At 66.2% G+C, this 20,314-nt stretch carries 23 protein-coding genes and 1 tRNA gene; 8 read left to right on the plus strand and 16 right to left on the minus strand.

Annotated features, from left to right (window positions below):
• Positions 1-12 precede the first annotated feature (12 nt).
• The 6 genes from FSZ31_RS10320 to FSZ31_RS10345 all read right to left on the minus strand — a co-directional run bounded on the left by FSZ31_RS10320 (position 13) and on the right by FSZ31_RS10345 (position 4,611).
• Entirely contained in the window at positions 13-969 is a 957-nt protein-coding gene (locus FSZ31_RS10320; protein ID WP_147123314.1) for a mechanosensitive ion channel family protein, read from the minus strand.
• Positions 970-1,022: 53 nt separating this feature from the next.
• The gene (gene queA / locus FSZ31_RS10325) at positions 1,023-2,063 is read right to left on the minus strand and encodes a tRNA preQ1(34) S-adenosylmethionine ribosyltransferase-isomerase QueA (RefSeq protein WP_147123315.1); all 1,041 of its coding nucleotides are present in this window, start codon (positions 2,061-2,063) and stop codon (positions 1,023-1,025) included.
• 54 nt (positions 2,064-2,117) lie between these two features.
• Positions 2,118-2,837 (minus strand): peptidylprolyl isomerase, encoded by a 720-nt coding sequence (locus FSZ31_RS10330; RefSeq protein ID WP_236643772.1) that lies wholly within the window; start codon positions 2,835-2,837, stop codon positions 2,118-2,120.
• 87 nt (positions 2,838-2,924) lie between these two features.
• The gene (coaD, locus tag FSZ31_RS10335; protein ID WP_147123316.1) at positions 2,925-3,425 is read right to left on the minus strand and encodes a pantetheine-phosphate adenylyltransferase; all 501 of its coding nucleotides are present in this window, start codon (positions 3,423-3,425) and stop codon (positions 2,925-2,927) included.
• Complete coding sequence (locus FSZ31_RS10340; RefSeq protein ID WP_408021662.1) at positions 3,425-4,291, minus strand: polyprenyl synthetase family protein; 867 nt, start codon at positions 4,289-4,291, stop codon at positions 3,425-3,427. The genes coaD and FSZ31_RS10340 overlap by 1 nt, the downstream gene beginning before the upstream one ends.
• A gap of 74 nt (positions 4,292-4,365) precedes the next feature.
• A complete protein-coding gene (locus FSZ31_RS10345) occupies positions 4,366-4,611 on the minus strand; it encodes an exodeoxyribonuclease VII small subunit (protein ID WP_147123318.1) in 246 nt (81 codons plus the stop codon).
• Positions 4,612-4,730: 119 nt separating this feature from the next.
• Here FSZ31_RS10345 and FSZ31_RS10350 point away from each other — a divergent pair, with 119 nt between their 5' ends.
• The 5 genes from FSZ31_RS10350 to FSZ31_RS10370 all read left to right on the plus strand — a co-directional run bounded on the left by FSZ31_RS10350 (position 4,731) and on the right by FSZ31_RS10370 (position 10,073).
• The gene (locus FSZ31_RS10350; protein WP_147123319.1) at positions 4,731-5,129 is read left to right on the plus strand and encodes a hypothetical protein; all 399 of its coding nucleotides are present in this window, start codon (positions 4,731-4,733) and stop codon (positions 5,127-5,129) included.
• Between the two features lie 95 nt (positions 5,130-5,224).
• Positions 5,225-7,492 carry a phosphoribosylformylglycinamidine synthase subunit PurL gene (gene purL, locus FSZ31_RS10355; RefSeq protein WP_147123320.1) on the plus strand — a complete coding sequence of 756 codons (2,268 nt, stop codon included), beginning with the start codon at positions 5,225-5,227 and terminating at the stop codon, positions 7,490-7,492.
• 183 nt (positions 7,493-7,675) lie between these two features.
• Positions 7,676-8,110, plus strand: coding sequence for an endonuclease domain-containing protein (locus FSZ31_RS10360; RefSeq protein ID WP_201739169.1), 435 nt, complete (start codon positions 7,676-7,678; stop codon positions 8,108-8,110).
• Positions 8,107-8,781, plus strand: coding sequence for a nitroreductase family protein (locus FSZ31_RS10365; RefSeq protein WP_147123322.1), 675 nt, complete (start codon positions 8,107-8,109; stop codon positions 8,779-8,781). The genes FSZ31_RS10360 and FSZ31_RS10365 overlap by 4 nt, the downstream gene beginning before the upstream one ends.
• A gap of 29 nt (positions 8,782-8,810) precedes the next feature.
• Positions 8,811-10,073 (plus strand): DUF418 domain-containing protein, encoded by a 1,263-nt coding sequence (locus FSZ31_RS10370; RefSeq protein ID WP_147123323.1) that lies wholly within the window; start codon positions 8,811-8,813, stop codon positions 10,071-10,073.
• Between the two features lie 3 nt (positions 10,074-10,076).
• Here FSZ31_RS10370 and FSZ31_RS10375 read toward each other — a convergent pair whose 3' ends face one another.
• The 6 genes from FSZ31_RS10375 to FSZ31_RS10400 all read right to left on the minus strand — a co-directional run bounded on the left by FSZ31_RS10375 (position 10,077) and on the right by FSZ31_RS10400 (position 15,415).
• Positions 10,077-10,511 (minus strand): Hpt domain-containing protein, encoded by a 435-nt coding sequence (locus FSZ31_RS10375; protein ID WP_147123324.1) that lies wholly within the window; start codon positions 10,509-10,511, stop codon positions 10,077-10,079.
• Between the two features lie 100 nt (positions 10,512-10,611).
• On the minus strand, positions 10,612-11,976 hold the full coding sequence (der, locus tag FSZ31_RS10380) for a ribosome biogenesis GTPase Der (protein WP_147123626.1): 1,365 nt from the start codon (positions 11,974-11,976) through the stop codon (positions 10,612-10,614).
• Positions 11,977-12,085: 109 nt separating this feature from the next.
• Entirely contained in the window at positions 12,086-13,408 is a 1,323-nt protein-coding gene (locus tag FSZ31_RS10385) for a PQQ-like beta-propeller repeat protein (RefSeq protein WP_147123325.1), read from the minus strand.
• A gap of 3 nt (positions 13,409-13,411) precedes the next feature.
• On the minus strand, positions 13,412-14,131 hold the full coding sequence (locus FSZ31_RS10390; RefSeq protein WP_161596007.1) for a tetratricopeptide repeat protein: 720 nt from the start codon (positions 14,129-14,131) through the stop codon (positions 13,412-13,414).
• A gap of 78 nt (positions 14,132-14,209) precedes the next feature.
• On the minus strand, positions 14,210-15,082 hold the full coding sequence (panB, locus tag FSZ31_RS10395; protein ID WP_147123327.1) for a 3-methyl-2-oxobutanoate hydroxymethyltransferase: 873 nt from the start codon (positions 15,080-15,082) through the stop codon (positions 14,210-14,212).
• Positions 15,083-15,133: 51 nt separating this feature from the next.
• Positions 15,134-15,415: a DUF427 domain-containing protein gene (locus FSZ31_RS10400; protein WP_147123328.1), complete on the minus strand. Its 282-nt coding sequence runs from the start codon at positions 15,413-15,415 to the stop codon at positions 15,134-15,136.
• A 91-nt stretch (positions 15,416-15,506) separates the two neighbouring features.
• On the opposite strand from FSZ31_RS10400, the gene FSZ31_RS10405 reads away from it, so the two are divergent.
• The gene (locus tag FSZ31_RS10405; protein WP_147123329.1) at positions 15,507-16,610 is read left to right on the plus strand and encodes a branched-chain amino acid aminotransferase; all 1,104 of its coding nucleotides are present in this window, start codon (positions 15,507-15,509) and stop codon (positions 16,608-16,610) included.
• A 91-nt stretch (positions 16,611-16,701) separates the two neighbouring features.
• A tRNA-Gln gene (locus FSZ31_RS10410) sits at positions 16,702-16,776 on the plus strand.
• Positions 16,777-16,874: 98 nt separating this feature from the next.
• Here the strand turns inward: FSZ31_RS10410 and FSZ31_RS10415 are convergent.
• From FSZ31_RS10415 to FSZ31_RS10430, 4 genes are read right to left on the minus strand one after another with little or no spacing between them, the layout of a single operon-like run.
• Positions 16,875-18,062 carry a molybdopterin molybdotransferase MoeA gene (locus FSZ31_RS10415; protein WP_147123330.1) on the minus strand — a complete coding sequence of 396 codons (1,188 nt, stop codon included), beginning with the start codon at positions 18,060-18,062 and terminating at the stop codon, positions 16,875-16,877.
• Complete coding sequence (locus FSZ31_RS10420) at positions 18,059-18,595, minus strand: molybdenum cofactor synthesis domain-containing protein (protein ID WP_147123331.1); 537 nt, start codon at positions 18,593-18,595, stop codon at positions 18,059-18,061. The genes FSZ31_RS10415 and FSZ31_RS10420 overlap by 4 nt, the downstream gene beginning before the upstream one ends.
• On the minus strand, positions 18,595-19,035 hold the full coding sequence (locus FSZ31_RS10425) for a molybdenum cofactor biosynthesis protein MoaE (RefSeq protein WP_236643773.1): 441 nt from the start codon (positions 19,033-19,035) through the stop codon (positions 18,595-18,597). The genes FSZ31_RS10420 and FSZ31_RS10425 overlap by 1 nt, the downstream gene beginning before the upstream one ends.
• Before the next feature lie 20 nt (positions 19,036-19,055).
• Complete coding sequence (locus tag FSZ31_RS10430; protein ID WP_161596008.1) at positions 19,056-19,277, minus strand: MoaD/ThiS family protein; 222 nt, start codon at positions 19,275-19,277, stop codon at positions 19,056-19,058.
• Positions 19,278-19,502: 225 nt separating this feature from the next.
• On the opposite strand from FSZ31_RS10430, the gene FSZ31_RS10435 reads away from it, so the two are divergent.
• On the plus strand, positions 19,503-20,201 hold the full coding sequence (locus FSZ31_RS10435; RefSeq protein WP_147123334.1) for a phosphatase PAP2 family protein: 699 nt from the start codon (positions 19,503-19,505) through the stop codon (positions 20,199-20,201).
• Positions 20,202-20,314: the final 113 nt, after the last annotated feature.

Here is a 20,314-nt window from a genome sequence, read left to right on the forward strand (position 1 = left end):
CACTGACCCAGATCAAGCGGCGGGTTTTTCGTCGCTTTCCAGTATCTCGCTCTTGAACCGGCGCGGCCTGGGCGGCGCGTCGCCCGCCGGCCAGCCTTCGCGCTGGCGGGCCCGGTCTCCGTCGCTTTCCTCGGTCTGGTCGTGGAACAGCATGACCTGCGTCGGGAAGGGCAGGTCGATGCCATGCGCCTTTGCCGCTTCATAGATCGCAAGGACGATGCGCGATCGGACCAGGACCTGGTCGGTGCGGTGCGATGACGTCCACCAGCGCGCGCGCAGGTCGACCGTCGAATCGTTGAGCGCCCATGGCAGCACCTGCGGCGCGGGATCGCTTTCGACCCCCTCGACCGCTGCGATTGCCTCGAGGAAATAGCGCGCCGCCTGCGATGGAGAATCGGCATAGCCGATGCCGATATCAACCTGGTCGCGGCGGAAATCGAAGGCGGTGTTGACGATCACGGGAGAGGTATAGACGTCGCCATTGGGAATGATGACGCGGCGCCCGTCATAGGTCATGATCAGCGTGGCGCGGCTTTCGATGTGCTCGACCGTGCCCTCGAATCCCTTGACGACGATCTGGTCGCCGCGGCGATAGGGCCGGCGGATAAGCAGCAGCAGGCCGGCGAGCAGGTTCTGCAATATGTCCTTGAAGGCGAACCCGATCGCGACCGATCCGATGCCGAGCGCGGCGACGATGTCGCCGGGATGGACGGTGGGAAAGACGATCGCCGATGCCGACAGCAGCGCCAGCACCATGATCGCCCCGAAGGTCAGCGAGCCGAGCAACTGGCCGAGGTCGGGCCGTCCGCGCCGGCTGGCCAGCCTGACGACCCCGCGCCGCACCACCCGTCCGACGACCCAGACGATGACGACCAGGAACACCGCCGCGACCAGCGCGGGGATCAGCGCGATGAAGCCGGTATAGGCGTTCTGCATCTGCTGGTTGATGATCGTCGTGGCGTCGAGCATGACCCGTCAACCAACCGGCATTCGCTACGGTTCCGAAATGGTCGGGTTAAAAGCTAGCCCGGCAGCAACAGGCTGGCATCGCCATAGCTGTAGAAGCGGTAGTCGTGGTCGATTGCATAGCCATAGGCGGCCTGCATCGTCTCACGCCCCATCAACGCCGACACCAGCATGAACAGCGTCGATCGCGGCAGGTGGAAATTGGTCATCAGCCCGTCGATCCCGCGAAAGGCATAGCCAGGCGTGATGAAGATCGCGGTGTCGCCTTCGAACGCCTCGATCATGCCCGCCGCATTGGCCGCGCTTTCAAGCAATCGCAGCGAGGTCGTGCCGACCGCGATCACCCGTCCGCCGCGCGCGCGCACCGCGTTGAGCCGGCCGGCGGTCGCCTGGTCGATCAGGCCCCATTCGGCGTGCATCGCGTGATCATCGGTATCGTCGGCCTTGACCGGCAGGAAGGTGCCCGCCCCGACATGCAGCGTCAGCGTTTCGTGCGCGATGCCCGCATCGGCCAGCGCCGTCATCAGGTCAGGCGTGAAGTGCAGCGCGGCGGTCGGCGCGGCGACCGCGCCGTCCTTGTCGGCGAACATCGTCTGGTAATCCTCGGCATCGCGCGCGTCGGTCGGTCGCTTGCCTGCGATATAGGGGGGCAGGGGCATCGTGCCGGCCCGCGCGAGCAGCGTCTCGACCGGCTCGTCGCCCTCGAAGCTCAGCGTCATGCTGCCGTCGTCGGCCTTGGCCGAGGCGATCGCGGTGACGCCCTGGCCGAAATCGATGCGCTCGCCGTCGCGAACGCGCTTGGCATTGCGCACGAACGCCTGCCATTCGCGCAGAGCCAGCCTTTTGTGCAGCGTCGCGCCGATCTGCGCGGCATTGCCGTCGCGCAGCCTGACGCCTTCGAGCCTGGCCGGGATGACGCGCGTGTCGTTGAAGACGAGGCAATCGCCCGCGCGCAGCAGCTGGGGCAAATCGGCGACGCGGTGGTCGCTCAGGCTATCGGGGGTGACGCACAGCATGCGCGCCTGGTCGCGCGGTGCGGCAGGGCGCAGCGCGATCCGCTCGGGCGGCAGGTCGAAATCGAACAGATCAACACGCATGACGCGGTGCCCGTGCCGGATTACCGTCGCGGCGGCAAGCGCGGCGCGGTGCCTTTATTGGCGCGGCGGGATCGGCGCGTTGAGATCGTCGGCGGTGATCGCGGGCGCGGCCGGGGCGGGGGCACGCTCGGTCAGCATCGCCGGCGGCGGGATCGGCTTGCCGTCGGCAAGGACCGATGCCTGGACGATGCGCGACGGGTTTGCGGGCGGTTCGCCACGGTGGACCGCGTCGATATACTGCATGCCCGATACAACGCGACCGAAGGTCGTGTACTGCCGGTCGATCTTGAGCTGCGGCTGGAACATGATGAAGAACTGGCTGTTGGCGCCGTTGAAATCGGCAGGGCGCGCCATCGCGACGGTCCCACGCAAATGCGGATAGACCGACAGTTCGGCATTGAGGTCGGGCATCGAGCTGCCACCCTGGCCGGTTCCGGTCGGGTCGCCGGTTTGCGCCATGAAGCCGTCGATCACGCGGTGAAAGATGATGCCGTCATAGAAACCCGCGCGCGCCAGCTCCTTGACCCGGGCAACGTGGTTGGGCGCGACGTCAGGGCGCAGCTGGATGACGACGCGGCCGCCGGTCGACAGGTCGAGCGCGAGCATCCATTCGGGGTTGTTGGCATATTCGGCCGGGGTGACCGCTGCGACATCGGTCTTGACCGGCGGCTTGGCCTCGGTCGCCGGTGCGGCCTCCTGCGCCATGACGGGCGCGCACACGCTTGCGGCGGCGATCAGGGCGGCGGATATCAGGGTGTTGAGGCGCAGCGTCATGGATGGGTCTCTGGTCTGTTGCAGGGCGGCCCGGACGGGACCTGGTGAATAGGCGCACGAACCTATCGGGCGACGGCGATTAACGGCTCATGACCCTTTGCGTCCAATCTTTTCTACCCGCGCGACGACTTCGTCGCGCACCGGCGGCGTGACGAACGGCGTGATATCGCCGCCATACATCGCGATTTCCTTGACCAGTTTCGACGCGATCGGCTGCAACGCGGCATCGGCCATCAGGAAGATCGTCTCGATGTCGTCGTTGAGCTGCTGGTTCATCCCTGCCATCTGGTATTCATATTCGAAATCGGCGACCGCGCGCAGCCCGCGGACGATGACGCGCGCGCCTTCGCGCTCGGCGAACTTCATCAGCAGCGAATCGAACGCGGTGACGCGGACATGGCTGCCGATCTCGGCAACTTCGCGCGACACCATCGCCATCCGCTCCTCAAGGCTGAACATCGGCGACTTGCTCGGGTTGGTCGTCACCCCGATGACGAGCTCGTCGACCAGGCTCGCCGCACGCCGGGCGATATCCATATGGCCCAGCGTGATCGGGTCGAACGTTCCGGGATAGACTCCGATCAGCATCAGCGGTCCCTTTCGATGACGAAGCGTGCGATGGCGCGCAGCAGGTCGGCTTCGCGGCCAAAACCGGCGAGATGGCCGATCGCCTGATCGACCAGCGCGTGGGCCTGTTCGCGCGCCCGGGCCAGGCCCATGACCGAAACGAAGGTCTCCTTGCCCGCCGCGGCGTCCTTGTGCAGCGCCTTGCCCGCGCGCGCCTCGTCGCCTTCGACGTCGAGGATGTCGTCGGCGATCTGGAAGGCGAGGCCGATGTCGCGGGCATAGCCGCGCAGTGGCGCGCGCCCCTCGGGCGACAATTTGCCCATGATCGCGCCCGCTTCGACGCAGAATGCGATCAGCGCGCCGGTCTTCATCTGCTGCAACCGGGTAACGGTGGCAAGGTCGAAGCTCGCGCTCTCGGCGGCAAGATCCATCATCTGGCCACCCGCCATGCCCGATTGCCCGCTTGCCCGGGCGAGCTCGGCGACCAGCTCGCAGCGGACGAACGGATCGTGATGCGTGCGTTCGTCGGCGAGGATTTCGAACGCCAGCGCGTGGAGCGCGTCGCCCGCCAGCACCGCGGTCGCTTCGTCGAACGCCTTGTGAACCGTCGGCTTGCCGCGCCGCATGTCGTCATCGTCCATGCACGGCAGGTCGTCGTGGACCAGGCTGTAGACGTGGATCGCCTCGATCGCGGTGCCGATCCTCAGCGCGCTTTGCCGGTCGACATGGAACAGGTCGCACGATGCGACGACGAGCAGCGGGCGCAATCTTTTGCCGCCGCCGATCGCGGCATGGCGCATTGCTTCGACGAGCCGGGCGCGCGCGTCGTCGGGAACCGTCAGGACTGCGTCGAAATGCGCGTCGATCGAATCGGATACCTGCGCCATCGCGGAGGCGAGGATCGTCTTGGCGCTGGCGTCGTTGGCGGCGTCGGGATTTTCCTGGTCGGCCATCGGTCCGCTCAATCGGCGTCGAACGGCTGGGTGCCGGTCGCCTGGCCGCCCGCGCCAGTGGTGATCATTTCGATCCGCACCTGCGCCGCTGCGAGTCGTGCCTCGCAATGTTTCTTGAGCGCTTCGCCGCGCGAATAGAGATCGACCGAGGCGTCGAGCGGCGCGTCCCCGGCTTCAAGCTGGCGGACGATCGTTTCGAGTTCGGCCATGGCCGCTTCGAACGACAGGGTTTCGACGGGAACGGGTTCGGACATGGTCGCCAGCAATGACGCTGCGGCGCATGGCGGTCAAGGCGGCTGTCGCACGCCTCGTGGTGCGCTGCACCACGATCATGCTTGACGGCGCCATGCTCAGACGCGAAAGACGCGCGGTCATGAAAACACCCCTCGCAATCCTCACCCTCGCCGCCAGCGCGCTCGCGCTCGCCGCTTGTAACAACTCCAAGACCGACGACGCAGCTGCTGCTGCTGCGGCGGCCAACGAGGCGACTACCGCCGCGCCCGTGACGCTGCCGCCCGCAGTCGTCGCGTCGAAAATCTACCGCTGCCGCGATGCCAGCGTCGTCTATGTCGACTTCCTGTCGAACTCGGGCGATCTCGCGGGCAGCATGAACGCCAACATCCGCACCGACAATGTCGCGGGCACCGCCACGCAGCTGACGCGCCCCGATGCCGAAACACCTTATACCGCCGAAGGTTATTCGCTTTCGGGTACGGGCGACAGCGTCACGATCGAAGTTCCGGGCAAGAACGCGCAGCTCTGCAAGGCCTGATCGCCTAAGCGTTCTCTTCCGACGTCTAACAAGGGGCCGGGCGACCGGCCCCTTTTTCATTGGCGTGAAGGCCACCGCGCTTTATGGCGCGGCGCATGACCACAGCAACTCCCGTCCCGCCCGCCAATTCGCCCGCCATCACCCCGCAGATCGTCGCCGAACACGGCCTCAACGAAGCGGAATACGCCCGCGTCCTCGCGGCGCTCGGGCGCGAGCCCAATATCGTCGAGCTCGGCATCTTCTCGGTGATGTGGTCCGAACATTGCAGCTACAAGAGCTCGCGCCTCCATCTCAAGAAGCTCCCGACGACGGGCCCGCAGGTCATCTGCGGCCCCGGCGAGAACGCCGGCGTCGTCGATATCGGCGCCGGGCCGAACGGCACGAAACTCGCCGCGATCTTCAAGATGGAGAGCCACAACCACCCGAGTTACATCGAACCCTATCAGGGTGCGGCAACCGGCGTCGGCGGTATCTTGCGCGACGTGTTCACGATGGGCGCGCGTCCCGTCGCCAACATGAACGCGCTGCGCTTCGGCTCGCCCGACCACCCCAAGACGCGCCACCTCGTCGCCGGCGTCGTCCACGGCATCGGCGGCTACGGCAATTGCGTCGGCGTGCCGACGGTCGGCGGTGAGGTCAATTTCCACCCCGCCTACGACGGCAATATCCTCGTCAACGCCATGACCGTCGGCATCGCCGACCAGGACAAGATTTTCTATTCGGCCGCGTCGGGCATCGGCAATTCGATCGTCTATGTCGGCTCGAAGACCGGCCGCGACGGGATCCATGGCGCGACGATGGCGAGCGCCGATTTCGCCGAGGATGCCGAGGCCAAGCGCCCGACCGTCCAGGTCGGCGATCCGTTCACCGAAAAACTGCTCATCGAGGCGTGCCTCGAACTGATGGCGACCGACGCGATCGTCGCGATCCAGGACATGGGCGCGGCGGGCCTGACGAGCTCGAGCGTCGAGATGGCCTCGGCCGGCGGTGTCGGCATCCGGCTCGACATGGACGCGGTGCCGCAGCGCGAAAGCGGCATGACCGCGTACGAAATGATGCTGTCCGAAAGCCAGGAACGCATGTTGATGGTGCTGAAGCCCGGGCGCGAGGCCGAGGCAGAGGCGATCTTCACCAAATGGGAACTCGATTTCGCGGTCATTGGCGAGGTCACCGATACCGGGCGCATGGTCTTGGAGCATCACGGCGAGGTGGTCTGCGACATCCCGCTCGCCCCGCTCGCCGACGACGCGCCGCTCTACGACCGGCCGAGCATGAGCGCCGAGGATTACAAGGCCTGGGCCAACGTCAAACCGCTCGGCGACATTCCCGAAAGCTCCGACATCGGCGCCGACCTGTTGAAGCTGATGGCCAGCCCCGACATCGCCAGCCGCCGCTGGATCTGGGAACAATACGATACGCAGGTCGGCGCCGACACGCTCCAGCGCCCCGGCGGCGACGCCGCGGTGGTGCGCATCCACGGCACCAACCGCGCGCTCGCGATCACCACCGACTGTACCCCGCGCTATTGCTATGCCGACCCTTATGAAGGCGGTAAACAGGCGATCGCCGAGGCCTATCGCAATTTGAGCGCGGTCGGCGCGAAACCGCTCGCGACGACCAACTGCCTCAACTTCGCCAACCCCGAACGCCCCGAGATCATGGCGCAGCTGACCGGTTGCCTGAAGGGCATGAGCGAGGCGTGCATTGCGCTCGACATGCCGATCGTGTCGGGGAACGTCAGCCTCTACAACGAAAGCAAGGCCACCGGCGGTGGCAGCGCAATTTTGCCGACTCCCGCAATCGGCGCGATCGGCGTCCTTGAGGACATCGACACCATGGCGACGATCGCGTTCAAATCGGCGGGACAGGCTATCATCCTGATCGGCCACAGCGCGGGGCAGGTCGGCCAGTCACTGTGGCTGCGCGAATGCCATGGCCGCGAAGACGGCGCGCCGCCGCCCGTGGACCTTGCGATCGAGGCACGCCATGGCGACTTCGTCCGCGATCTCGTCACGCGCGGCCTCGTCAACGCGGTGCACGATTGTTCGGATGGCGGCGCGCTCGTCGCGATCACCGAAATGGCACTGGCCGGTCGCCAGGGTGCCGCGCTCGACTTGCCCGACGTTCCCAATCCTGCCGCAATCCTGTTCGGCGAAGACCAGGCGCGCTTCGTCGTCGCAACCGACGATGCCGACGCGGTGATGGCTGCTGCAAAGGCTGCGGGCATTTTCGTGGCGCGCATCGGCACCACCGGCGGCGCAGCGATCACCGTGTCGGGCAGCGAAATCCCTCTCGATGACCTGCGCAAAGCCCACGAATCCTTCTTCCCCGCACTCATGGGCAGCGACGCGGCGCTGGCTTAGTCTCCTCCCCATTCATGGGGAGGGGGACCGCCGACGCAGTCGGGGGTGGAGGGGAGGCGTCGCGCGCTGCCGCTGGCTTGTGCGGTACTCCACGAACCTCAGCGCATTCCCCTCCACCAGCCTGCGGCTGGTCCCCCTCCCCGCAAGCGGGGAGGAGACTGGACGCGTTTGATATCGAGAGGCATGACAAGTGTCGTGATCAAGCCGCCTCGCCAGACCGTCGTTCGCGCCCGCAAACTGCGCCGCGCCTTGAGCATTCCCGAAACGACGCTGTGGGTCCGCTTGCGCGCGCGTCCGGCAGGTTTCAAATTCCGTCGCCAACATCCTTGCGGACCATATGTGCTCGATTTTTACTGCGCGGCGGCGAAGCTCGGGATCGAGGTCGATGGCGTGGCGCATGACATGGGCGATCGCCCAGAACGCGATGCGCGGCGCGAGCTTGTGCTGAATCAACAGGGGATCGAAATCATGCGGATTCGGGCTGGCGATATCGTGCGGGATGTCGATGCGGCGGTGGAGGCGATCGCTGCTACATGCGAAGCGCGGCGCATTCCCCTCCACCATCCGGCTTTGCCGGACGGTCCTCCTCCCCGTGCCGGGGAGGAGACAGCACGATGAAACCGCACGCCACCGTCCCCTATGAAGCGCTGCCAGAGCTGAGTGACGCGGAGCGCATCGCGCGCGCCAGCGCCTTCCGCGACGCGATCGCCACGCGCCACAGCTGCCGGATGTTCTCCGACGCGCCCGTGCCGCGCGCGGTGATCGAACAGGCGATCCTCGCCGCCGGCACCGCTCCGTCGGGCGCCAACCACCAGCCGTGGCATTTCGCGGTAATCGAAAGCGCCGCGAAGAAACGCGCGCTGCGCGAGGCGGCCGAGGTCGAGGAGCGCGAATTCTATGGCGGCAAGGCGTCGCAGGAGTGGATCGACGCACTCGCGCCCTTGGGCACCGACGAGACCAAGCCCTATCTCGAAACCGCGCCCTATCTGATCTGCATCTTCGGCCAGCGCCGCGGCGGCATCGATCCGGGCGACGACAAGCAGAATTACTACGTCACCGAAAGCGTCGGCATCGCCACCGGCTACCTGATCGCGGCGCTCCACGCGGCGGGCCTCGCGACGCTGACGCACACGCCCAACCCGATGAAGTTCCTCAACGCGCTGTGCGACCGCCCGGGATCCGAAAAGCCGATGATGGTCCTCGTCGTCGGCAAGGTTGCGGACAGTGCGACGATCCCGCTCCATGCGACGCACAAGAAGCCGCTGGACCGCATCGCCTCCTGGCTCTAGCGCCGGCGCCGCAGGGGGAGGCGAACATCATGGCGACGACAACACCTGCCGGACTGCAGCGTTTCACCAGTCTCGACGCCATCCGCGGTGTGGCGGTGATGGGCATTCTGGCGATGAACATCTACGCTTTCGCCACCCCCGACCCCGGCTATACCAACCCCGCCGCGGTGGGCGACGACACGGGCGGCAATGTCCTCGTCTGGTTGCTCGATTTCCTGTTCTTCGACAGCAAGATGCGCGGCCTGTTCTCGATGATGTTCGGCGCCTCGACGCTGCTCGTGATCGAACGCGCGCTGGCCTATGGCCTCAGCGGCGCGAAGGTCCATTATTCCCGCATGGTCTGGCTGCTGATCCTCGGCCTCGCCCATTTCTACCTGATCTGGTGGGGCGACATCCTCGTTCTCTATGCGCTGTGCGGCATGTTGCTGTTCTTCTTTCGCAACCTTTCGATCCAGGCGCTGCGGCGCTGGGCGATCGGCTTGCTGATCGTCTCGGCGCTGTATTTCGGATCGTTTTTCGGCAGCGCCGCGCTGATGCGCGCCGGCGTCGTCGAACCGCCCGCCGCCATGGCCCGGGCGATCGTCGAGATGAACGACAAGTTTGGGCCGCACAGTCCCGATGTCGCTACCACGCGTACGCTGTATCGTTCGGACTACAGGACGATCGCGGGCAACCGGATCTTCGAAAAGACCGCCGAGCCGTTTGCCGGCTTCATGGCCTTCGGCTGGGAGACGCTGGGGCTGATGCTGATCGGCATGATCATGTTCAAATCGGGCTTCTTTACCGGCCAGTGGGACAGCGCCCGCTACCGCAAGTGGCTTATTGCCTGCTGGGGCGTCGCGATCCCCGCCAACCTGCTCTTGGCCTGGTACCAGCTGTCAGACGGTTACAGCGGCGTATCGACGCTGTTTGCGACCCTCGTGCTGTCGATGCCGTTCGATGTCATGATGGCGATCGGCTGGGCGGCGCTGGTCATCCTCGTCATCCGGCAAGCGCGCTACGCCCGGCTCGACGCGCGGCTCGCGGCAACGGGGCGGATGGCGTTTACCAACTATCTGGTGACCAGCCTGGTGATGACGACGATCTTCTACGGCTATGGCCTGTCGCTGTTCGGCGAATTCCACCGCCTCGCGCTGCAACTCTTCGTCCTCGCGATGTGGGCGGCGATGCTGGCCTGGTCGAAACCCTGGCTCGATCGCTATACCTACGGCCCGTTCGAATGGTTGTGGCGTAGCCTGTCGCGCTGGCGTTTCCAGCCGATGCTGCGGCGCGCACCGGTCGGCGGCGCCTGAGGCTCAGCCGCGGCCGAGCAGCTGGTCGTTGGTGGCCGACCGGCCAAAGGCGGGGCGCTGGCGCTGGACCAGTGGATTGGCCTCGGTCTCGAGCGCGTCGAGCGTTTCTTCGAACAGCGGACGCAGCGCGACGACCTTTTGCAGATATTCGTCGGGTGGGCTGCGATCCTCGACGCATTCGCGCGCGAACATCTCGATATCCTCGGCCAGGCTGGCGAGCCGGTCGGCGCCGAACTGGCGCGATTCGCCCTTGAGCGTGTGCGACGGGAGGACCAGCGCGGCGGCGTTTTTCTCGCGCATCGCCTGTTCGATCGCGGCGACCGACTTGATGCCGTCCTCGCGAAAATAACCGAGGATGCGGACGAAGCCGCCGCCGAGGCCCGAACGTGCAGCGCGATAGACGGTCCAGTCGACCAGTTGTTCGGGCTCTGTGCCCATAAAGCTTCCCCGTCTTCGGCGCAGTCGTGCGTCGATCCAGTCATCGCCTTATCGAATCTGGGTTAATGGGGCGTTACGCGCGCCCCGCGATCGCTCGCGGTCAGTCGCCGGATTTCTTGTCGAACGGGTTTTTCGGCGCGCGCAGAGTGAGCCGCACCGGCACCGCGCCCAGCCCCAGTTCGCGGCGCAATCCGTTGATCAGATAGCGGCGATAGCTTTCGGGCAGCTCGTCGACGCGGGTGCCGAACACGACGAAACTCGGCGGGCGCGTATTGGCCTGCGTGGCATAGCGCAGCTTGATCCTTTTGCCCTTGGGAGCGGGCGGGGGATTGGCCTCGAGCGCGCGTTCGAGCCAGCGGTTGAGCTGGCCCGTCGTGATCCGTTTCGACCACGCGTCGCGCGTCTCGAACGCGGCTGCAAGCAGCGTGTCGATGCCCTTGCCGGTGGCGCCCGACAGCGTCAGCAGCGGCACGCCCTTGACCTGTGCCAGGCCTTCCTCGAGCGCCGCGCGGACGCCCTGGTAGAGCTTGCTGCCGTCCTCGGCGACGTCCCATTTGTTGAGCGCGATGACGAGCGCGCGGCCTTCCTCGAGGACGCGGTCGGCGATCTTGAGATCCTGTAGCTCGAGCCCCTTGGTCGAATCGAGCAGCAGCACGACGACTTCGGCGAAATCGATCGAGTGGAGCGCGTCGGCAACCGACAGCTTCTCGAGCTTGTCCTGGACGCGCGCGCGCTTGCGCATGCCCGCGGTGTCGATCAGGCGGACCTCGCGGCTTTGCCCATCATGCTCCCACAGCCAGTCGATGCTGATCGAATCGCGGGTGATTCCTGCCTCGGGGCCGGTGATCAGGCGTTCTTCGCCCAATATACGGTTGATCAGCGTCGACTTGCCCGCATTGGGACGCCCGACGATGGCCAGCTTGAGCGGGCCCTGTTCGTCGTCGCCGAGCGCTTCGAGTGGCTCGCCGGGATCGAAATTGTCTTCGAGATGCGGGCGCATCGCGTCGAACAGTTCGACCATGCCCTCGCCGTGCTCGGCGCTCAGCTGGATCGGATCGCCGAGGCCCAGTGCATAGGCTTCGTTTATCCCGGCGTCGCCCGCCTTGCCCTCGGCCTTGTTGGCGACAAGGATGATCGGCGTGTCGCTGGTGCGCAGCCAGCGGGCGATTTCCTCGTCGAGCGGATTGAGGCCGGCGCGCGCGTCGAACACGAACAGGGCGGCGTCGGCACCAGCGACTGCGGCCTCGGTCTGCGCGCGCATCCGTCCGGGCAGGCTGGCCGGATCGTCGTCTTCATAGCCCGCGGTATCCATCACGCGGAACTTCATGCCGATCAGCTCGGCCTCGCCCTCGCGGCGATCGCGGGTGACGCCGGGCCGGTCATCGACCAGCGCGAGCTTCTTGCCGACCAGCCGGTTGAACAGCGTCGACTTGCCGACATTGGGTCGGCCGATGATGGCGAGCATCGGCAGGCGCGGCGCGGCGCTGCCGAACGAGGACGGAATCTGCTCCGTGCGGTCATTGTCTTCTCCGCCCGGCATGCGAAACGTCCTTCCCGTATTGGTGTTGCTCCGCTCACCGATAGGCGGTGAGGCGGCCTTCGTCGTCGAGCAGGTAGAGCATGTTGTTGGCGGCCACCGGCGACAGGCCGAACGTCTTGCCGGCCTCGGTCTGGCCAATGATGCTGCCGTCGGTCGGGTTGACCTGGATCATCTGGCCCAAGGTGCTGACCAGGATCAGGCGGTTGCCCGCAAGGATCGGCCCGGTCCAGCGGATCTTGCCCTTCTTCGATTCTTCCTTGCGATAGCTCGGCAGCTGGCTGATCCAGCGAACCTTGCCCGTGGTCCGCGCGACCGCCAGCAGGCGATCCTGGTCGGTCACGACAAAGACCCATTCGCCCGCGACCCACGGGGTCGATATGCCGGCGATGGGGAGCTCCCAGAGGCGCTGGCCGGTGACCAGCTCATAGGCTGCCATGCGGCCGCCCTTGCCGAGCGCGTAGACGCGGCCGCGATCGATCACCGGCGAGGCGTCGACGTCGGTCAGCGATTCGACCGAGACCGCGAAGCTGGTCCGCGCCAGCGCGTCGCCCCACAGGTCGCGACCGTTCTCGTAGCGATAGGCATAAAGTTCGCCCGAAGAATATCCGGCGACCACGGTGCCCTGGCCGGCGGCTGGCGCACCGACGCCGAACACGCTGCCGGCACCGATCGATGCGGTCGCCTGCCAGACCTGCGTACCGTCGGTCTGGTTGAGCGCGAACAGCTGGTTGTCCTGCGCCATGACATAGACATGGCCGTTCGACAGCGTCGGCGAACCGCGCAGCGGCCCCGACGGGCGGACCTTCCAGATGATGCCGCCGGTGGTCGCGTCGAGCATTGCGACATCGCCTGCGCCATTGGTCGCGAAAACGCGGTTTCCGGCAGCGCTGACCCCGCCACCGAACAGCGCGTTGCGCACATCGGGGTCGTCGCCGGCGATCGACGAGGTCCACAGGACCGCGCCGCTTGCTGCGTCATAGGCATGGACCGTGGCGTCGACGTCGACGACATAAAGCTTTCCGTCCGACACGACGGGGGCTGCGGCGAGCTTCACGCGATTGGTGCTGCCGGGAATCTGGACGCTCCACGCGGGCGTCAGGCTGGCGGGCAGGGCGACGTGGCCCATCGCCTTCATTGCGTTGCCGCCGGGCTGCGCCCAGTCGGCGTTAACCTCGGGCAGCGGCACCGTGACCGCGACATTGGCCAGCGCAGGATCGACCTCGGCCGCGCTTTCGCCCGACAGGACGTTGATCCGGTCGCCCAGCGTCGGCGTGTCGATACGGGTCTTCTTGAATACGCTGCAACCGCTCAGCAGGGCGCTGGCCAGCAGGAGGGCGATAATGGGACGTGATGTCATGGATTATCCTGTCGGTTGACCGGCGGGTTGGGGCTTGGAATCGGTTTGGGTCACCGCGTCGATCCCCAGCGTGCCCGCCATTTGCACGGCGCGCGACTTGAGGCTCGGATCGATACCCTTATGGGCGGCAATATCGGCAAAGATCTGCCCCGCTTTTCCGCGCTCTTTCTTGCGCAGGTGGGCGATGGCGGTCATTTCGGCGGCGGGACCGAACCACGGCGAATCGGCAACCGCCAGCGGCTTCAGCCGCGCGATGATCGCGTCGGGCTTGAGCGTGTCGAACTCGACCGCGGTCTGGCGGACCGTCGCGAGGTCGCGGAAGACCTGGTCGACCGATGCGTCCGCGGCAATTTCGCCGAGCAAGGTCGCGGCGCGTTTCGCGTCGCCCGCTTCGAGCGCGACATTGGCCTGGGTAAAGCGTGCGACCGCATCATAGGGCGCCTTGCCCGAGGTTTTCAGTTCGGCCAGCGCGTCGGCGGCGATCTTGGGGTTGCCGCCCTCGATCCGGTCGAGCGCCTGGACATAGGTTTCCCCGCGTTCGCCGGCTTTGCGTTCGCTGTGCTGGCCGTAATAGAGCCAGCCGCCGAATGCGGCGAGGAAGACGACGATCCCGACGGCGATAATCGCGCCATAGCTTTTGGCAAAGGTCGCCCACTGGTCCTTGCGGACCGCGTCGTCGACTTCGCGAAGGAAGACATCGTCCTGTTCGGGCTTGAGCGCCACTGGATTCTCCGAAAGGGGGTTGATCGTGCGCCTCCTTAGCGGCGCGGTCGCTAAAGGAAAAGGCCTAGCCGCTGCGCTTCAGGTCTTGGCGCGATAGGTCTGATCGGCGGTCGGGAATGAACGCGACCTGACTTCGTCGGCATAGGTCGCGACCGCTTCCGAAATGCGCGTCGCAAGATCGTCATAGCGTTTGACGAAGCGCGCGGTGCGTTCGAACATGCCGAGCATGTCTTCGGTCACCAGCACCTGTCCGTCGCACTTGGCCGATGCACCGATGCCGATCGTCGGAATATCGAGCGTCTGCGTCAGCGCGACGGCGATCGGCTCAAGCACGCCTTCGATGACAACAGCAAAGGCACCCGCGTCGGACACTGCTCTGCCGTCAGCAACGATCTTGGCGTGTTCTTCCTGGCTCTTGCCGCGCGCCGCATAACCGCCGAGCGCATTGACCGCCTGCGGCGTCAGCCCGACATGCGCCATTACCGGGATGCCGCGCTCGGTCAGGAAGCGGATCGTTTCGGCCATCGCCTCGCCGCCTTCGAGCTTGACCGCTGCGGCGCCGGTTTCGGCGAGGACGCGGCTAGCCGAGGTGAACGCCTGCTCGGGCGAGGCCTCATAGCTGCCGAACGGCATGTCGATGACGACCAAGGCGTGAAAGCTGCCGCGCACGACCGCGGCGCCGTGCGCGCACATCATATCGAGGGTGACCGCCAGCGTCGAGGGCAGGCCGTAGATCACCTGGCCGAGCGAATCGCCGACCAGCAGGAGGTCGCAATGCGGATCGAGCAATTGCGCCTGGCGCGCCGTATAGGCGGTCAGCATGACAAGCGGCTCGTCGGTCTTGCCTCCAAACTTGCGCCGCTTGATTGCCGGCACGGTCAGGCGTTTCATCGGTGCGGGAGTCGGCGTGGCACGGCTCGTCGCGGTGTCGATCTGATAGGTTGTGGACATGGTGCCAACTGCTAGCGCCGATGCGCGCCCAACGCTAGCCCAGCCAGAATCCTAGCCGACCTCGACGCCCTTCCAGAACGCGATGCGTCCCTTGATTTCGGCAGCGGCCGCTTTGGGGTCGGGATAATACCAGGCGGCGTCGCGGTTGGTTTCGCCATCGACCTCGAGCGAATGATAATGCGCCTCGCCCTTCCACGGACAGTGCGAGGTCGTCGTGCTGTCGCGGAGGTATTCCTGCGCGACGCTGTCGCACGGGAAATAATGGTTTCCCTCGACAACCAATGTGTCGTCGCTCTCGGCGATCACCTTGCCGTTCCATTGCGCCCGGATCATTGGGTTTCTCCTGCTTGCCCGCCGCACCCAACTTGCGCGGGCCGCCACGCTTTGGCAAGAGGCGCGCACGCCTCTCTCACGATGGAATCCCATGCCCGACCGCGCTCCCGCTTTGCCTGCCCTTGCCATTGAGCCGCACCCCGCCCGGGTGTCCGACGCCGATCGCGCCGATCGGATCGCCGATCCCGGTTTTGGCCGTATCTTCACCGATCACATGGCGTCGGCGGTCTGGAATACCGAGCAGGGCTGGCACGATGCCAGGATCACGCCGCGCGTCCCGTTGCAGATCGACCCGGCGACGTCGGTGCTGCATTATGCGCAGGAAATCTTCGAAGGCATGAAGGCCTATCGCACCGCCGACGGCGCGATGGCGCTGTTCCGGCCGCAGGAGAATGCGCGCCGCTTCAACGCCTCGGCGCGGCGCATGGCGATGCCCGAAATTCCCGAGGCGCTGTTCCTCGAAGCGGTCCGGCAGGTCGTCGCGACCGACGCCGACTGGTTCCCCGGCGTCCCCGGCGGCGCGCTCTATATCCGTCCCTTCATGTTCTCGAGCGACGTCCGACTCGGTGTCCGGCCGGCTTCCGAATACCGCTTCCTCGTCATCGTCTCGCCGGTCGGCAATTATTTCCGCGGCGATCCCACGGCGATCAAATTGTGGGTCAGCCGCAATTACGTCCGCGCTGCACCCGGCGGCACCGGCGAGGCGAAATGCGGCGGCAACTACGCCGGCAGCCTCGTCGCCCAGGCCGAGGCGATCGAGCGCGGCTGCGACCAGGTCGTCTACCTCGACGCGATCGAACGCAAATGGGTCGAGGAATTGGGCGGCATGAACCTGTTCTTCGTCATGGACGACGGCACGCTCGTCACCCCGCCGCTCGGTGGCACGATCCTGCCCGGCATCACCCGCGACAGCCTGATCACGATCGCGCGCGACGAGGGGCTGACGGTGCGCGAAGAACGCTATGGTATCGATCAGTGGCGCGCCGATGCGGCGAGTGGCCGGCTCGTCGAAAGTTTCGCCTGCGGGACCGCCGCGGTGGTCACCCCGGTCGGCGAAGTGCGCGACGGCGACAGCGTCTTCACGATCGGCTCGGGCGGCCCAGGCCAGCTGACCCAGCGGCTGCGCCAGCGGCTCGTCGATATCCAGTACGGCCGCGCGCCCGATCGCCACAACTGGGTCGAATCGATCGGATGAACCCCGGCGCCGCGTGCGCCGACGACGGCGTTGCCATCGCGACGGGGCCGCGATATGGGGCGCTTCACCGCGATCGATCGGTGAAGCGTGATGGGGCGTAGCCAAGCGGTAAGGCACCGGTTTTTGGTATCGGCATGCGCAGGTTCGAATCCTGCCGCCCCAGCCACCCTTTAAGGGTCGCGCAAGCATCTGAGAAATAATCGATTTCTGAGCGACAATCAACGACGCCGAGGAACTCGCGCGCGCCGAAGCGCTCTGGCGCGTCTAGAAGCTGACCGCCTCGACCATCACGCCTGCCTCGATCGCGTCTGTGTCGGCGCGCCGTCGCAGCAGCAGGTCGGCGGCGGCGAGGCTTCGCTGGGCGCCCGAATCCTGATTGTCGAGCGGCACGGCGCGGCCGTCCTTCCACGCCGCACGGACAAAGGTCTCGCGCGATCCGCACGGTGGCAGGGCGGCGGCGAGCGCGATGGATTTCCAGCGCAGCGCCTCGCCGGGATCGCGCCCGCATAGCCCCGCGATCAGCGGGGCGAGCAACAGCCGCGCGGTCACCATCGCCGATGTCGGGTTGCCGGGCAGTCCCATCACCAGCGCGCCGCCCGCCCGGCCCAACCAGACCGGCTTGCCCGGCTTGATCGCGACCTTGGAGAAAATGAGGTCGAGCCCCTGGCGCTCGAACATCGCCTTGGCGAAATCCTTTTCGCCGACCGATGCGCCACCGGTGACGATGACGAGGTCGGCCGAGGCGACGGCATCCTCCGCGGCACGTTCCATCGCCGCCAGCTCGTCGGGCAGGCGGATCGCGCCAAGACTGTGCGCGCCCCATCTGTGCGCCAGCGCGCCGACCCCCAGCGAGACGCTTTCGGGAACCGCTCCCGCACGGTGCTTTGCCTCGCCCGGCGCGGCCAGTTCGTCGCCGGTGCCGAGCAGCATGATGCGTGGTCGCCGCCAGCAGGCAACCTCGGCAACGTCGCCCCCGGCGATCGCGACCAGCTCGCGATAGCCGATCCTGCGGTTCGCCTCGAGCAGCAGCGCGCCGCGTTCGAAATCGCCGCCGCGCGGGCGGATATGACGGACTGGCGAGAGCGGCCGCGCGAACCCCGCTGTGTCGCCGTCGGTTTCGACATGTTCCTGGATCACGACGCGGTCGGCGCCGAGCGGGACCGGCGCGCCGGTAAAGATGCGCACGCACGTCCCGGCTGCCAGCGTCCCGCCGCTGCCGCTGCCGGCGAAATTGCGCGTCGCAACCGGTAAGCGCGCGGGCAGGGCGGAAAGGTCGGCGTCGCGCACCGCATAGCCGTCCATTGCCGACACGTCGCACCACGGCGAATCGACCTCGGCATGGACTGCGGCGGCCAACGTGCGCCCCTCGGCCTCGCCGATCGGGATCACCGCACTCCCGGTCGGGCACGCGACCGCGCGTACCGCTGCGAATGCCTCGTCGAAGCTGATCATGCGCACACCGCCCGCAGGCGCGGGATCTGCCCGGCGAGCGAACAGGGGCGATAGCGGCTATCGAGTTCGTCGCGCAGGACCATCGTCCAGCCGTCGCGACAGGCACCGGTCGATCCCGGCAGGCAGAACACGAAACTGTCGCCGACCTGCCCGGCACAGGCGCGCGATTGCAACGTCGACAGGCCCACGGTTTCGCGGCTCGCCAGATGGAACAGCACCGAAAACCCGTCCATCTCGCGCCGGAACAGGGGGCGGATCGCCTCGGGCGTCACGTCGCGCGGTGAAAAGCCGGTGCCGCCGGTTGTCAGGATGACGTCGATCGCCGGATCATCGGCCCATTGCGTGACCTGCGCGGCGATCGCTTCGGCTGTGTCGACCACGATTGCCCGCCCGGCCAAGGCATGTCCGGCCGCGACGAGGCTGTCCGCCAGATATCCGCCCGAACTGTCGTTGCTCGCGTTGCGCGTGTCGGACACGGTCAGCACCGCGATATTGAGTGGATGGAATTCCAGCGTGTCATCGATCCCGGCCATTATTGCTCCCATCTTGCGTGTGCTGCGTGATCCTCGGCGCGCGGTTCGATCCAGGCCGAGCCCGAGGGGCGATCCTCGCGTTTCCAGAAGACCGCATCGGTCTTCAACCGATCGATCATGTATTCGACCGCCTCGATCGCTGCGCGGCGATGCGCCGAGGCTGCAGCGACCAGAACGATCGGCTCGCCGGGCAATACCACGCCGCAGCGATGGATGACGAGACGGTAATCGCAGCCAAAGCGGGCGGCAGCATCGACAATCTCGCGCATCGAGGACAACGTCATACGCGGATGATGGTCGAGGAACATCGCGTCGACCGGCTCGCCGTTGCTGCTCAACGGGCGCGCCGTGCCGGTAAAGCTCGAAATGGCGCCCGCGCCCTGCGCCGCTTGGGCGAATTGCCTCAGCTCCTCCCAAGGGTCGAATGAGGATTCGGCCAACCGGCATGTCAAAATCACCGTCATCCCCCCGACAGCGGCGGAAAAAACTCGACCCGCTCGACGCCCGCGATCGAATGGCTGTCATTGACCATTGCATCGGCGATGCAGGCGCGCAGCCTGGCCTCGCCCAATGCACCGGCCGCAGCGGGAAAATGTTCGGCGAGCAGCCGCCGCAGCCCGGCCACCGTGGCGGTCGAAGCGGGGATTTCGATCTCGACCTCTCGGCCAATGACGTCACCCATTTTTCCGAAGAAACAAATCCGCATTGCCCACCTCCAATGGCGCTGTAGTCCCACCGCGCTGTCCCCGAACTGACTGAGATCAATTCATCGCCGTTGCATCGCGCCAGCGCGCTTTGCACGACATCGTCTTCGGCCTTGTCGCACGGCTTGCGATCGTGCTGATAGCCTTCGAGCAATGCTGACCGGTTTCGGTCATCCTGATAGAGCAGAGGAGCCGCCGTCACCATGACGCTAACCAGCGACTTACGATCCGAGCGCAACCTGCCGCTCCGCCCGATCCTGCTGATCGGCACGGTGTCGGCGATGGTCCTCATGTTCCTGTGGCTTTGGTTCGAGGTCGCCGAGGGCGACCTCAAGGCGATCGACACGTCGCTGTTGCTCGCGTTTCGTACCCCCGGAGACCTTCATACGATGGCGGGTCCGGTGTGGCTGCGCCAGACGATGCTCGATCTGACCACGCTCGGCAGCGCGACGATGTTGACCATCGTGATCATCGGCTCGGCCAGTTTCATGGCGTTGAAAAAGGCCTATCGGACGTCGCTGATCCTGCTCGGCGCGACGATCAGCGGGAGTGTCGCGGTGGCGCTGCTCAAGGGGTTTTTCGTTCGCCCGCGGCCGATCCTTGTCGACCATCTGGTGATCGAGCATTCGGCCAGCTTCCCCAGCGGCCACGCGGCCAATTCGGCGATCGTCTATCTGACCATCGCGGCGCTGTTCATGCGGATCGAACCCGATCTGCGGACCCGCCTGTTCGTCCTGATGGCGGCAATCCTCCTCACACTGGCAATCGGGATATCGCGTGTCGCGCTCGGCGTGCACTGGCCGAGCGACGTCCTCGCGGGCTGGATGTTCGGCGCGGCCTGGGCCAGCCTGTGGGCGCTTGTCGTCAAGCTGCCGCGTGCGGCGGATCCCGCGGTCGCGTGAGTGTATCGCAGGGCAGCCGGCGATACGAGACGTTCAGCAACCGTAGCGCGTTTGAAGGTCCTGCTTTTGATCGTGCCTTATCGAGCTGGCATTTCCTTGCCACCGCGCTAGGT

The organism is Flavisphingopyxis soli (assembly GCF_007995095.1).
GTDB lineage: Bacteria > Pseudomonadota > Alphaproteobacteria > Sphingomonadales > Sphingomonadaceae > Flavisphingopyxis > Flavisphingopyxis soli.

Coding starts and splice junctions, on each gene's coding strand:
- FSZ31_RS10320 (WP_147123314.1), bottom strand. CDS start 969: ATGCTCGACGCCACGACGATCATCAACCAGCAGATGCAGAACGCCTAT.
- queA (WP_147123315.1), bottom strand. CDS start 2,063: ATGCGTGTTGATCTGTTCGATTTCGACCTGCCGCCCGAGCGGATCGCG.
- FSZ31_RS10330 (WP_236643772.1), bottom strand. CDS start 2,837: ATGACGCTGCGCCTCAACACCCTGATATCCGCCGCCCTGATCGCCGCC.
- coaD (WP_147123316.1), bottom strand. CDS start 3,425: ATGCTGATCGGAGTCTATCCCGGAACGTTCGACCCGATCACGCTGGGC.
- FSZ31_RS10340 (WP_408021662.1), bottom strand. CDS start 4,291: ATGGCGCAGGTATCCGATTCGATCGACGCGCATTTCGACGCAGTCCTG.
- FSZ31_RS10345 (WP_147123318.1), bottom strand. CDS start 4,611: ATGTCCGAACCCGTTCCCGTCGAAACCCTGTCGTTCGAAGCGGCCATG.
- FSZ31_RS10350 (WP_147123319.1), top strand. CDS start 4,731: ATGAAAACACCCCTCGCAATCCTCACCCTCGCCGCCAGCGCGCTCGCG.
- purL (WP_147123320.1), top strand. CDS start 5,225: ATGACCACAGCAACTCCCGTCCCGCCCGCCAATTCGCCCGCCATCACC.
- FSZ31_RS10360 (WP_201739169.1), top strand. CDS start 7,676: ATGACAAGTGTCGTGATCAAGCCGCCTCGCCAGACCGTCGTTCGCGCC.
- FSZ31_RS10365 (WP_147123322.1), top strand. CDS start 8,107: ATGAAACCGCACGCCACCGTCCCCTATGAAGCGCTGCCAGAGCTGAGT.
- FSZ31_RS10370 (WP_147123323.1), top strand. CDS start 8,811: ATGGCGACGACAACACCTGCCGGACTGCAGCGTTTCACCAGTCTCGAC.
- FSZ31_RS10375 (WP_147123324.1), bottom strand. CDS start 10,511: ATGGGCACAGAGCCCGAACAACTGGTCGACTGGACCGTCTATCGCGCT.
- der (WP_147123626.1), bottom strand. CDS start 11,976: ATGCTCGCCATCATCGGCCGACCCAATGTCGGCAAGTCGACGCTGTTC.
- FSZ31_RS10385 (WP_147123325.1), bottom strand. CDS start 13,408: ATGACATCACGTCCCATTATCGCCCTCCTGCTGGCCAGCGCCCTGCTG.
- panB (WP_147123327.1), bottom strand. CDS start 15,082: ATGTCCACAACCTATCAGATCGACACCGCGACGAGCCGTGCCACGCCG.
- FSZ31_RS10400 (WP_147123328.1), bottom strand. CDS start 15,415: ATGATCCGGGCGCAATGGAACGGCAAGGTGATCGCCGAGAGCGACGAC.
- FSZ31_RS10405 (WP_147123329.1), top strand. CDS start 15,507: ATGCCCGACCGCGCTCCCGCTTTGCCTGCCCTTGCCATTGAGCCGCAC.
- FSZ31_RS10415 (WP_147123330.1), bottom strand. CDS start 18,062: ATGATCAGCTTCGACGAGGCATTCGCAGCGGTACGCGCGGTCGCGTGC.
- FSZ31_RS10420 (WP_147123331.1), bottom strand. CDS start 18,595: ATGGCCGGGATCGATGACACGCTGGAATTCCATCCACTCAATATCGCG.
- FSZ31_RS10430 (WP_161596008.1), bottom strand. CDS start 19,277: ATGGGTGACGTCATTGGCCGAGAGGTCGAGATCGAAATCCCCGCTTCG.
- FSZ31_RS10435 (WP_147123334.1), top strand. CDS start 19,503: ATGACGCTAACCAGCGACTTACGATCCGAGCGCAACCTGCCGCTCCGC.